This is a genomic window from Candidatus Cloacimonadota bacterium (assembly GCA_020532085.1).
Classification (GTDB): Bacteria; Cloacimonadota; Cloacimonadia; order Cloacimonadales; family Cloacimonadaceae; genus Syntrophosphaera.
Genome location: JAJBAV010000003.1, coordinates 79679 through 92772, shown reverse-complemented (window position 1 = coordinate 92772; position 13094 = coordinate 79679). Strand labels below are relative to the sequence as shown.

6 protein-coding genes are annotated in these 13094 nt (G+C 58.9%); all 6 read right to left on the bottom strand.

Annotated features, from left to right (window positions below; genetic code table 11):
- Window positions 1-77: 77 nt before the first annotated feature.
- The 6 genes from LHW45_01840 to LHW45_01815 all read right to left on the bottom strand — a co-directional run bounded on the left by LHW45_01840 (window position 78) and on the right by LHW45_01815 (window position 13093).
- Entirely contained in the window at window positions 78-2885 is a 2808-nt protein-coding gene (locus LHW45_01840) for a T9SS type A sorting domain-containing protein (protein ID MCB5284319.1), read from the bottom strand.
- Window positions 2886-3053: 168 nt separating this feature from the next.
- Window positions 3054-5216, bottom strand: coding sequence for an ABC transporter ATP-binding protein/permease (locus LHW45_01835; protein ID MCB5284318.1), 2163 nt, complete (start codon window positions 5214-5216; stop codon window positions 3054-3056).
- Window positions 5213-6964: an ABC transporter ATP-binding protein/permease gene (locus LHW45_01830; protein ID MCB5284317.1), complete on the bottom strand. Its 1752-nt coding sequence runs from the start codon at window positions 6962-6964 to the stop codon at window positions 5213-5215. Before LHW45_01830 ends, LHW45_01835 begins: the two co-directional genes overlap by 4 nt.
- Before the next feature lie 522 nt (window positions 6965-7486).
- Window positions 7487-10663: an efflux RND transporter permease subunit gene (locus LHW45_01825; protein MCB5284316.1), complete on the bottom strand. Its 3177-nt coding sequence runs from the start codon at window positions 10661-10663 to the stop codon at window positions 7487-7489.
- Between the two features lie 3 nt (window positions 10664-10666).
- Complete coding sequence (locus LHW45_01820) at window positions 10667-11737, bottom strand: efflux RND transporter periplasmic adaptor subunit (GenBank protein ID MCB5284315.1); 1071 nt, start codon at window positions 11735-11737, stop codon at window positions 10667-10669.
- The gene (locus tag LHW45_01815; GenBank protein MCB5284314.1) at window positions 11738-13093 is read right to left on the bottom strand and encodes a TolC family protein; all 1356 of its coding nucleotides are present in this window, start codon (window positions 13091-13093) and stop codon (window positions 11738-11740) included.
- Between the last annotated feature and the right edge of the window lies 1 nt (window position 13094).

The window sequence follows — 13094 nt, the reverse complement described above, 5'->3', positions numbered from 1 at the left end:
CGCCCCAAAGCAAAAAAGGGAGCGGCCACGCGGGTCGCTCCCAGTATTCTGCGGCTTTTCAGCCGGGTTGAACTTGCTTATTTGGCCAGCAGCATCTTGCGGGTGACAGTATTGCCGTCGCTGCTGAGGCGATAGAAATACAGTCCGCTGGAAACACTGTTGCCCTGGTTGTCCATGCCGTTCCAGACAACGCTGTGGTTGCCGGCTTCGCGGGCATCGTTCACAAGGGTGCGAACCAGCTGGCCTTTGGTGTTGTAGATCTTGAGGCTGGCGGGTCCGGCTTTGGGAACGCTGAAGGCGATGGTTGTTTCAGGGTTGAAGGGATTGGGATAGTTCTTCGCGTCCAGGGTGTAAACCGGGGTCACGTTGTCGTCGTTGGCGGTGCCGTATTCCACGATGGCGCGGAGCATGATCTCACCGGTGGTGACGGGTTCCCAATCGGTGGCTATCTTCTTGTAGCTGTAGCCGTTGGTGGCAGTATCCAGGCCGATCGCGGCGGCGTTTGTGGTTTCCAGGATGGCGAGGTAGAATTCGCCGTCGGCCACATTGATGTCGGCCGGCAGGGCGATCCAGTTCCAGCCTTCCACCACGGAGGCGGCGGGATACTGATACTGGGCCATCTGGGTGCCGGGCATGCCGTTGGCGCCGTCGTTGTCGAAGACGCGGAGGATGATGCCAGCGGTTCCCACGGTGTGGACGTAGACCTTGGCGAATTTGACGGTCACGGCCTGGCCGTAGGCGTGTTTCACGGCCATCTGCTTGGTGGAGCCAACGTTGAAGCCTTCTTCGGCAGTGCCGTCGTCGTGCATCAGTTCAGCGTGCATGGCGGGAAGCACAAAGGCGGTGACCACGTTCGAAGCTTCGGAGGTGTTGGCGCCGTAAACAGCTTTCAGATAGTAGGTGTGAACGCCGCCGGCGACGTTGGCGTCGGTGTAGGTGAGCACGGTGGCGCCCACCTGGTCGATCTCCACGTCGTCGCGGAAGATCTTGTAGCCGTCGAGGGTGCGGACAGGCTGGGTGGCTCCAACCTCTTCCAGGGTGGCGTCATTATAGGCATGAACTTCCTGTTCATAGGGCCCATGACCCAGCACGTATTCCTTGCCTGTTACGGGATCCGCAACATAGATGCGGACATTCCAGTTGTAGGTGAGGGCGGAGCTTAGGGCGTTCAGGGTGGTCCAGGCATTGTTCCAGTAGATCATGTTGCCGTAGCCAGGAACATGGGGGCCGGCATCGCAACCAGCAGGATGACCTGTCTGGGTGTTGGCGCGGTAACCTGCCATGATCTGGGTTTGGGCGGGTATGATCCAAGGAGTGGTGAGGACTATTTCATTCCAGGCACCAATGGTGGGGGCAGGCACTGCCTGTTCGTAGGCAATTTCGCCCGCGGCGCCGGTCCAGATACGCAGGGTGTAAACGCAGTTGGCTTCGTTGGGGAAGAACTGGATCTTGGTGATGTTCATGCCCACGTAGTCGAAGATGCCATATGTTCCGATGGCATCCCACTTGGCCGCGACTGAGAAATCAACCGCAGCGCCTGTGCCAATGGCGTTGCCGGCGTTTTCACCGTCGTAGTGCAGCCAGCCTTCTTCGCCGCCGCCACCGCCGGAACCAGGCTCTTCCCAAGTCAGGTTGACGTTGCTGCCATCAACCGTCGCGGCCAGGTTAGCCGGAGGGGCGATGAAGACGTCGTTGTAGATGGTCACGTCGTCGATCATGATGCCGGTACCCTGGGGGGTGTCGTCATCAGAGAGGAAATACCAGCGCAGCATAATTGTCTGGCCGGCGTAATCGGAGATAAGGCCGTCCAGGGAATAGCTGCCGGTCATGGATGACCAGACGTCTGGAGCGTCGGAATATACGTAGTTGGTGCCGGTGGGATCGCCATAGGGATTGCTCATGGCATTCCAGGTCAGACCATTGTTGGGGGAGATTTCCCAACCAAAATAGTCAACTTCCGGGAAGGTGTCGGGGTCGGTGAAGAGGCCCATGATCATGAAGTCCACGCGGATGTCTCCATCGTTGGGAAGGGTGATGGGAGGGCTCACCAGGTAGTTCAGCATGTTGGGGTTGTAGGATCCCTGGGCATTCTGGCATTTCATGATGTGGGTGGGTGACGGAGCCGTGGCGTCAGTGCCGATGGCCCAGATGTCTCCGCCCACCGGGACCATGCTGCTGGTAACCATCTGGCCGTCGTCGGTGCCGTTGTTGGTGTAGCCGCCGAAGGCGATGTCGTCAACCATCATGCCAAACATGGCGGGGGCGTCGCCCGTGCTGTAAGCAGGGTCGGAGGCAAAGGCGAAGCGGATCTTCACGCTTTGGCCCACATAGGCGGAAAGGTCAAAGCTGGCGTTGGTCCAGGCATCCAAAACTCCGCCCCAGGCGGGGATGTTCGGACCTTCACCATGCTGGAAGCCAAAAGAATAGGCGCTGGTGATGTTGTAAGCGGGGGTACCGGCGATGGGGGTCCAGACGGTTCCACCATCTGTGGAAATGCGGACGTTGCAGGCGTCCCAGCCGGTATAGGGGGCCGTGGCGCCAGCGGGATCTTCCACGTTGTAGCGAAGTTTGAAAGTTAGAACAGCGTTGGCTGCGCTCAAAGTGCGGGCAGGGGTGTCCAGCACCAGATATTGGGCGTCGTAATAGCCACCGATGTTGGTTCCCTGGGCCAGGGCGGTGTCGCCCATCCACCAGACGTTGCCTTGGGCTCCGCCATAGTTGTAAGGCGCCCAGAGGTTGGGCGGAATGCTGCCGTCGTAGTGGGTCCAGCCGGCAGCACCGGTTTCAAAGGTTTCCTGCCATGCCACCACTTCGTAGCGGCTACCATTGGCAAACATGGCTGCGACAAGCGTCAGGGCCAGTATAACAAGCCATCTTTTTTTCATTGATCCTCCTTATGAATCAAGGGATAGTCTTCTATATCAATTCAAACTGACCGCATATTTCTGTCAATCAGTTTTTTCTCTTGTTTCTGCAATGGAGCAAGTTTCATTCCAACCATCAGGACAATTTATCGCCCCAAGCTGTTATAAGACACGGCGTTAAACTCCACATCAGGTGTATTGCAGCCGGTAGAGGTCATAGTAGAGGCCTTTCTGGTCCAGCAGCTCGAAGTGTGAGCCTTTCTCCACGATCTCGCCCTTGTGCAGAACGATGATGCGGTCCGCGTGCTGGATGGTGGAAAGGCGGTGGGCGATGATGATCGAGGAGCGGTTCACGATCAGCTTGGCGAGGGCGTCCTGGATCAGCAGTTCGGTTTCCGTGTCGATGTTGGAGGTGGCCTCGTCCAGGATGAAGATGGCCGGATCGTAGGCCAGCACTCGCGCGAAGGCGATCAGCTGCCTTTGTCCGGTGGAGAGGGTGGCGCCGCGTTCCATCACAGGCTCGTCGTAGCCCTCGGGCAGCTTGCTGATGAATTTGTCCGCGTTCACATATTTGGACACTTGGATGATTTGTTCGCGGGTGAGGGCGGTGTTGTTCAGGGCGATGTTGTCCTTGATGTTGCCGCTGAAGATGAAGACGTCTTGCTGCACGATGCCCACGTTGCGGCGCAGGTCGTTCAAAGCGTAATCGGAGAGCGGCTTTCCGTCCAGCAGGATCTCGCCTTTCTGGAAGGGGTACATGCCCAGGATGAGGTTCACGATCGAGGTCTTGCCGCTGCCCGTGTGGCCCACCAGGGCGATCTTCTCCCCTGGCCGGATCTTGAAGCTCACGTCTTTGAGCACCCATTCGCCGGGATTGTAGGCCAGCCAGACGTTCCTGAACTCGATCTCGCCTTTCAGCTTCACCTCGCTGGCCAGGGCGTCGCGGTAGTCCTCGGGGTTTTGGTCCATGAGATCGAAGATGCGTTCCGCGCCAGCCAGAGCGCCCTGCAGCACGTTGAACTTCTCGGAAAAGTCGTTGATGGGTTGAAACAGCTTGGAGATATACTGCGTGAAGGCCATCAGCAGGCCGATGGTGATGGCGTTGCGCAGGATCTGCCCGCCGCCGTACCAGATGATCAGGGCCACGGCGATCTGGCTGCTCACATGGATGATAGGCCGGAAAAAGGCGAAGAGCTTCATCTGCTTCAGCGAAGTATTGAAATATTCCTGGTTGATGCGGGAAAACTCGTTCCGCTTGTGGAAATACTGGTTGAAGAGCTGGATGATCTTCTGCCCGCTGATGTGCTCGGCCAGGGTGGCGTTCAGGGCTGCCAGGTGTTTGCGCACTTCGCGGTAGAGCACCCGGGTGCGTTTACGGAATTCCCGGATCACCCAGATCACCAGGGGCAGGATGGCGAAGCTGATCAGCGCCAGCTTCCAGTCCAAGATCAGCATCAGCACAACGATCGCGATGATCATCAGCACGTCCTGGAACAGCGTGATCACCCCTGAGGACAGCATCTCGTCGATGGCCCGGATGTCGTTGGTGACGCGGGTCACCAGCCGCCCGACGGGGTTTTTGTCGAAATACTGCACCGGCATGCGCTGCATGTGGGCGAAAACGTCGTGGCGCATGTCGTTCATCGCTTTTTGGGAAAAGGTTGTGGTGATCACCATTTGGGAATATCCCGCCACAAAGCGCAAAAGGCTGATGCCCAAAAAGGCCAGGGCCAGCCAGATGAGGCTGTGCGCCGCTTCGCTGCGTGCCTGGAAGCGTTCCTCCCCCGGGATCTTGTTCAGCTGGTCTCGTTCTAAAGCCAGCTGGCCGTTGCCCAGCCTGAACCAACCTTCCAGGCCGCTTTTGCCGCCGACCGGCGCGGTCACTTCCGGCAGGTATTTGTTCAGGATGGCCACGTTCGAGGGCTTGTCCTCGATCAGGTAAACCTTGGCCCCGGCGAGGATGTTCCGCCGCGTGAGCTCGTCAAGCTTTGGCTGGTCGATCTTGTTCATTTCCTTGCTGGGGATGATCAGGAAAAAGTTGCCGCCGTGGGCCAGTTTCTCCAGCTTGAGCAGCTCGTATTTGGCCAGAAAGGCGTCCACCTCAGCTTCGCTGGCAAAGATGGCGATATTTTTGTCGGATACTATGTGATCGTCGATGGCGCGTTGCTGGATCAGGGGCTGCACCAGTTCGGCGCCGGCCACCACCATCAGGATGAGGAACGAAACCACCACCCATTTCAGATAGGGCAGCAGGTAACGCAGCATCCTGCTGTAGAGGTGTTTGTCGAAAACTCTGTTCTTGAGGTCGTCTTCCGCGAAGCCGCCGCCGCGTCCGGGTCCACCGCCCATCATAACTCCTCCCCTTCCAGGCGGGCCCGGATGCGCTGTTTCTCGTAAAGTTCGTGGTAAAGCCCACCTTGCGCGACCAGTTCATCGTGGGTGCCGCGCTCGGTGATCTTGCCTTCGCCCAGCACGATGATGAGGTCGGCGTGCTGGATCGAGGAGATGCGGTGGGCGATGATGATGGTGGTTTTGCCTTTGCGGGTCTCGATCAGTTTTTCCAGGATGAAGCGCTCGGTTTTGGTGTCCACGGCGGAGAGGGCGTCGTCCAGGATCAGGATCTCGGGATTGGTGAGCAGGGCCCGGGCGATGGCCACGCGCTGTTTCTGGCCTCCGGAGAGGGTTACGCCGCGTTCGCCGATCACAGTGTCGAACTTGTGCTCAAAATCCATCACCTCGTCGTGGATCTGGGCCATCCTGGCCGCCTCCAAAACCTCTTCGGTGCTTGTTTCCGGGCTGCCCAGGCGGATGTTGTTCGAGATGGTGTCGGAAAAGAGGAAGATGTCCTGCGGCACCAAGACCATGTCGCGCCGCAGCACGTTCAACGGGATCCTGTGCAGCAGGTGTCCGTCGATCAGGATGCTGCCCTTGGGCGGCTCGTAGATGCGCACCAGCAGTTCGATCAGGGTGGTTTTGCCGCAGCCGGTGGGTCCCACCACGGCCAGGGTCTTGCCGTCGGAGATGGAGGTGCTGATGGCGTCGAAGATCAGGGGCAGCTTGTCGCCGTAGCGGAAGCTGAGGTCGCGGATCTCGATGTTGCCCTGCAAAGATTTGATGCCGGGATCAGCCTCGCTGTCGTCGATCTCCGGAACGGTTTGGAAGATCTCGTTCAGCCGCTTCAGCGAAGCCGTGCCGCGCTGGTACATGTCCACGATCCAGCCGATGGCGATCATCGGCCAGACCAGCATGCCCAGATACTGGAAGAAGGCAATGAACTGCCCGATGGTGATGTCGCCCCGGATGGCGGCGCGCCCGCCGAAATAGAGGGTGATGATCATCGAAAGGCTGATGATCAGGCTCTGGAAGGGGTGGAAAAAGCCCGCGATTTTGGCCATGCGGATGTTTTCCTGCACATATTGCCAGGAAACCTCGTCCACCTTGTCCAGCTCCGGTTTTTCCTGCCCAAAGGCTTTCACGATGCGGATCCCGGAGATGCTTTCCTGGATCGCGCCGGAAAGGCTGGCGAAACTTTTTTGCACCCGGAAGAAGCTCTTGTGCATCTTCTTGCCGAAAATGGTGATGGTGATGGTGAGGATGGGCATCGGCAGCACCGCCAACCCCGTGAGCCGCCAGTCGATCGAGCCCATGAAACTGAAGCTGGCGATCGTCATCAGCACGATGTCCATCGCCGCGATCAGTCCCATGCCAAAGAGCATCCGCACGGCGTTCAGGTCGTTGGTGGCATAGGCCATCAAGTCGCCGGTCTTGCTGCGGTTGAAAAAGTTCTGGGATAGCTTCAGCAGGTGGTTGTAAAAATCCTGCCGCAGATATTTCTCGATCCGGAAGGAGTTGCCGATGATCAGGATCCGCCAGAAATAGCGCAGGACCATCACCGCCAGCGCCAGCCCAATGATGAGCAGGGCCACCCAGATCAGGCCCGTGGAGGTGATCCGCCGCTCCTGGATGCTGTCGATGGCGTATTGCATCACCCGGGGCGTGATCAGCTGCACCACGTCCACCAGGATCAGCATCACTATGCCCCCGGCTATTCTGCCATAACTCTTCTTCAGATATGGAAGAATGGCGTCAAATGTACGCATTCGTTCTCCCTGTTGATATTTTCAACGCAAGCCGGAAATCCCTTCCTGATCTGCGAAAGAGAGATTTCCACCTTCCGTTGACAATACCCACACAGTGCGCGCCAAACTCCTCCGAAGTCCCATTTTGTCAATCTAAAAGTGCTTTCCCACTTTGCTGGACTCGGGTTGGCGGGTGTCAGGGTAGGCGGGCATCAGTTTCACCGCCTGGAATGACAATTCGAGGCTGGACGGGTGCAAGTTCTGTGCTTAGCCGATTAATCCAGCTTCTCAGTTTGAAAAAGAGCGCCTGATACCAATTCTGTATCCAGGCAAAAACCCGCGTCGCCCCCAATATCAATACGGTATCAATACGGAATCAATACGGATTTCATCCGTAATGATTCCGTATTGATACCGTATTGATATTGGGGGCGAAGGCAGAAATCTCTCAGAGGAGATTTCCGCGAAACCGAATGAAAGACGGGGCCAAGGCGGGGGGGCATCCCCGCCCTGGCCGCATTGTTTGTCATTGGTTCAATGGGGTCAGCTGTGGCCGCTTTCCTCCTCCGCGGTGATGGCTTCGGTGAACTTGGTGTGTTCGGTGAAGCGGGTCATTTTGAAGCGGCCGAACAAGGAATCGACGGCGCTGTACATCACCGGGATCACGAAGAGGGTGATAAGGGTGGAGAATGTGAGGCCGAAGACAAAGCTCACGGCCAGCGGGCGCCAGGCCTGGGAGGAGGGATCGCCGGAAAAGACCAGGGGCAGCATCCCGGCCACGGTGGTGGCGGTGGTGAGCAAGATGGGGCGCAATCTGGCGCCGCCGCTGTTGATGATGGCGTGCCAGCGGTCCACACCCTTTTCGCGTTCTGTATTTATGAAATCGATGAGCAGGATGGCGTTGTTGACCACCACGCCGGCGAGGGCGACCACGGAGAGCATGGTGTTCAGCGAGAAAGAGAGCCCGGTTACCAGCAGGCCGATGATCACTCCGATGAAGGCGAAGGGGATGGTGGCCATCACTATGAGGGGCTGCACATAGCTGCGGAACTGCGAGGCGAGGATGGCGAAGATGGCCAGCAGGGCGATCAGGAAGCCGTAGGCAAGCGAGGTGTAGGATTCTGTCTGCTGTTCGCGGATGCCGCCGAATTCCAGGGTGTAGCCGGGGAAACGCTGTTCGAAGCTGGAAAGCGTTCCCTTGGTGCCGCGCAGCCTGTCGCCGGTGAGGAGGTTGATCACTTCGGAGGTGGTGCGCTTGCGGGTTTTTCCGCCTTCGGTATATTCACCCACGGCGGCGGTGACAGAGATCACGCGGTTGCCGTCGTAGTGTCCGATGCGGGAGATGCTGCTGCTGATCTCGAAGGTGGCGAGGTCGCGGATGGCGATGAGGCTGCCGGTGCGGGAGCGGATCTTAAGGTCCTTGAGGGCTTCGAGTTCCTGGGTATAGCGGTCATTGAGCTTCACCAGGATGGGGATTTCGTCCACGCCATTGCCGCGGAACTGGGTAACTTCGCTGCCTGTGCTGGCCATGCGGATGGCTGATGCCACCTGGGCCACGCTGAGGGAATACATGGAGAGCTTTTCCTGGTCGAGCGAGATGCGGGCCTCCATCTTGCCTTCGTCGAAGCTGTCGTCGATGTCTTCCACGCCGGGGATCTTTTTCAGATTGGACTGCACCACATCGCCGATGTAGGCAAGGCGTTCGAGGCTCTGGCCCTTGACGCGGATGTCGATATCCTGACCGATGGGGGGTCCCGCCTGGGCCTGGCCGAATTTGTAGGTGTAGAGTCCGGGCAGGGTGTCCAGATAGCGGCGGATTTCGCTTTTGATTTCCTCGTGGGTGTATTTCATCTCTTTAAGGGGCACCAGGTCGATGCTGACAGCGGCGTTCGAGGTCTTGTTGTCACGCAGCCCCTCGCTGCTGAGGGAGCCCACGTTGCTTACCACGAACTCGATGTCTTCCTTCTGTTTCATGGAAAGGATATGCTGTTCCACCAGTCCGACGATCCTGTCCGTTTCTTCCAGAGAGGTGCCCACTGGCGTGTGCAGTTCCAGCGGGATGGTTTGGGAAAGCGAGGAAGGGAAGAATTCGAAGGGGATGGCGCCGCTGCCCAGCACCACAAAGGAGAGGATGAGCAGCCCCACCACAGAACCTATCACCGGTCCGCGCCGGTGCAGGGCCTTGGTGATGATGCGGCGGTAGAGTTTGTTCAGCGGGCGGATGAGCCTGGTGGTGCGGTCTTCCTTGGCTTCCAGGCGATGCCCGAACTGATGGACGTTGGTGGGCAGGATCACCATGGCCTGGAACCAGGAGGCGAGCAAGGCCACGGTGACCACGATGGGAAACACGGAGAGGAACTGGCCCATGATGCCTCCTGTGAGCAGCATTGGCATGAAGGCCGCCACTGTGGTGAGGGTGGAGGCAAAAACCGGCGAGATCACCTGGTTGACACCTTCCGAGATGGAGGATTTGTGGTCAAATCCCAGTTCCCGGTAGCGGTGGATGTTTTCCAGCACCACGATGGAATTGTCCACGATCATGCCCACCACGATGATCAGGCCGAAAATGGTGAGGTTGTTGAGGGTGATGTTGAAGAGGGGGATCACGATGAAGGTGATCAGCATGGCGATGGGGATGCCGGTGGAGGCAAAGGCCGCGTTGCGCCAGCCCAGGAAGATGAAAAGGGCGGCGAAGACGAGCAGGATGCCGATCACGGCGTTGGTCCCGAGGGCACCGATACCGTTCTTCACGTCGATCGAGCCGTCGTTGCGCACGCTGATCTGGGCGCCGGGATGGGTTTTCTCGAACTCGGCGATGTAGGCGCGCACGTCGTCCATGATGGAGATGATGTTGCCGTCACCCTGTTTATAGAGAAAGATGCTGATGCCTTCCTGGCCGTTGAGTTTGGCGCGGGTCTGCATCTTGGAGAGGGTGTCGCGCACGGTGGCGACGTCGGCGATGCGGATGGCGCGGCCGGAGGTGTCTGAGGTCACGATCATGCGGGCTATCTCCTCGGTGGAGTTGAACTGGCCGAGGGTGCGCACGAGGAATTCGGATTTGCCGTATTTGGCGGTGCCTCCGGGGATGTTTAGGTTGCGGCCCTGCAGCACGGCCGAGACGTCGCTGAGGCTGAGGCCATAGGCATCGATCCTGGCTTGGTCCACATCCACCCAGATCTGATGGTCGCGGGCGCCCACCAGTTCCACCTTGGAAACATCTTTCACGCGCAGGATGCCGTCTTTGAGGTCATCGGCAAGTTCGCGCAGGGCGAGGGGCTGGAAATCGCCGCCGATCACCACTTGGGCGATGGGGTTCAGCTCACGCATGGCCAGGCGGATCACGATGGGGTCGAGGGCGTCGCTGGGGAGGTCGGAGAGCTTGCTAATCTCGCGGGAAACGAGGTCGTAGGCCTCTTCGGAATCCACGCTGGTGTCGAATGAGACCGAAACGGTGGAGCGGCCCTCCTCCGAGGAGCTTTGGATATTGTCGAGGTTGGGCAGGTCGTTGAGTTCGGTTTCCACCTTGTTGGTCACCAGCTGTTCTATCTCTTCGGCGGAAACGCCGGGATAGACGGTGATCACCAGCACCCGGCCGAATTCCACGGCGGGGAATTCCTCGCGGGGCAGGCGGATCAGGGAAAACACCCCCATGATCACGATGGCGATCACCAGCAGGTTGATCAGGATGGAGTACTTGATGGCGGTTTCGGCTACTTTCATCGGCTATTTCCTGATCTCCACTTTGCTGCCTTCCTCCAGGTTTTCCGCGCCGCTGGTGACGATCTTGTCGCCAGGGCTCACACCGGATTCTATCAGCACATGTTCCCCGATCACGCGGCCCAGCTTGACTTCGCGCTTGTGGGCGATGTTTTGGGCGTCAACCACGTAAGCGTAGCTGCGGCCAAATTCGTTGGAAAAATAGGTGAGGGAGGAGTAGAGCAGGTCGCTGTAGCGGTCGGTGAGAATCTTCGCGGTTACCACCATTCCGGGCAGGAGGCCCTGGGAGCCGGAGATCTCGATCTCGACGGGATAGGTGGCGGAATTGGGCAGGGGGCTGATCCCGAAGCCGCGGACCTTTCCGGACAGCGGGTTGGCCAGGCCGGGATAGCTGATCTCGGCGCTTTGGCCTTTCTGAAGCCTGGAGATCTGGCTTTCGCCCACGCCGGTCTTGAGGATGAGACGGCCTTCGCTGACGATGGTGGCCACGGGCATCCCGGCCGCCACAAACTGGCCGGAGGCCACGTTCAGACTGGAGATCACTCCGGAGGCGGGGGCAAGGAGCAGCGAACCGTTTCTGGCGGCGTGGGCCTGCTCGACTCCGGCTTTGGCGCCGTCCCGGGCGGCCATGGCGCTGTTGTAGGCCGAAACAGCGTTGTTGTATTCGGCCTGGGAGATCAGTTTCTGGTCCAGCGCGTTGTTGGCGAAGGTCTTATTTTGGGTGGCCGTTCTCAGATTCGCCTCGGCGGAGGCCAGTCCAGCCTCAGCCTGGGCCAGACGGTCCACATAGGCCTGGTTGTCCATGCGGCCCAGGCTTTCGCCTTTGCTCACGCGGTCGCCCAGTTTTTTGCTCACTTGCAGCACCAGTCCGGAGGCCTCGCTGCTCATGGTGAAGGTGTCCGCTCCCTCCAGTTTTCCGGAGACGGTTATGAAATCGTCGAGTTCCTTGAGGCTGAGTTCTTCCACCGTCACCGGCTGGATGTCCTCCGCCGTGTCTGGGGCGTCTTTGCCTCTTTTGCCGCAGGCGGTGAGGGCCAGCAGCAGGATCAGGGCCAGGGTCAAAAGCTGTCTTTTCATTTATTTTACTCCCGTAAAGATCATTTCGTCGAGGGTGGCGGCGTCGGAGATGCCGATGGTCTGCATCAGGCTGACGCGGGTTTTGTGATAGTTGTAAATTGAGTTGGAATAAGCAATTCGGGCTGCGGAGAGCATCAGTTCGGCGTCCAGCAGGTCCTTGGGTGAGATGAGGTCCATGCGGAAGCGCTGCTGCAGCTGCTCAAAGCTCTGGCGGGTGAAATCCAGGGCCAGTTTGGAGGCCCGCACCTGCTTGGCGGCGCTCACCAGATTCAGGACGGCCGCCTCGGTGCCCAGCAGGATCCCATCGGTGGCGGTTTTAGCCTCCAGCTGGGCTTTGCGGTAATTGAATTTCGCCTTTTGGAGGTTGGCGTAGTTGCCCAGTTGGGGCAGCAGGGGGATGGAGGCGTTGAGGATGATCTGGCTGGAACTCTCGAACTTGTAGCGGTCGATCCCGTTCTCAGAAAACTCGCTGCTGCCGATGAGCATCAGGGTGGGCAGAAAAGCGCCTTTGCTGATCTCGTAACTGCGCCGGGAGAGTTCCAGGCTGTTTTCCAGCACGCTCAGCGTTGTGTTGTTGTTCTTGCCGGCGGCGAGGGCGGCGGCGCTGAGGTTTTGGGTCGCGCCGGAGTCATAGGAATCGAGGGCGAGGATGAGGGGGTCGTTGTCGCTGTCCGGCAGGTCATCGGCGATGGGCAGATAATCCAGGTTCAGAAAGTTGCGCAGGTTCAGCTGGGAAAGCTGGAGCGCGGTGCGGGCCTGGAGCAGCGAAACGTCCTTGGAGGCCAGCTGGCTTTTGAAGCGCAGATAATCCGCGGTGGAAAGCAGGCCATTGTCGTACTTCAGCTGCGCGATCTGCAAATTGAGCTCGGCGGACTGGCGGTCCATGTCCGAGATCTTTTGCAGGTCCTGGGTTTGGAGCAGCGTGAGATAGAGGGTGTTCAGCTCAGTGAGGGTGGCCAGCTTCTGCGCTTCCAGTCCGGAGGCGCTGATCTCCTGCGAGAGCTGGGCCATCTTGTAGCCGTGCCAGATCTTTCCGCCCAGAAAGAGGGGCTGGGAAAGCGAAAAGCCAAAGCTGCGGATATCGTGGTTCAACGTGATGGGCGTGGTCCCGGACATGACGGTCTGGGCTGGCTCCATGTAAAGCCAGTTGCCGTCCAGGCTGAGGGTGGGCAGAAAGCTACTCAGGGCGGCTTTGCTGCTCCAATCCGCGGCTTCAACCTCCGCGAGTTTGGCCTGGTAGCTGTTGTTGTTTTGCAAAGCCAGTTGCCGCGCTTCCTCCAGGCTGAGCCGGCCGGTGGCCTGGGCTCCCAAAACGGCGGTCGCGAGCAGGACGCATAAAGTGATAAAGCGTTTCAAA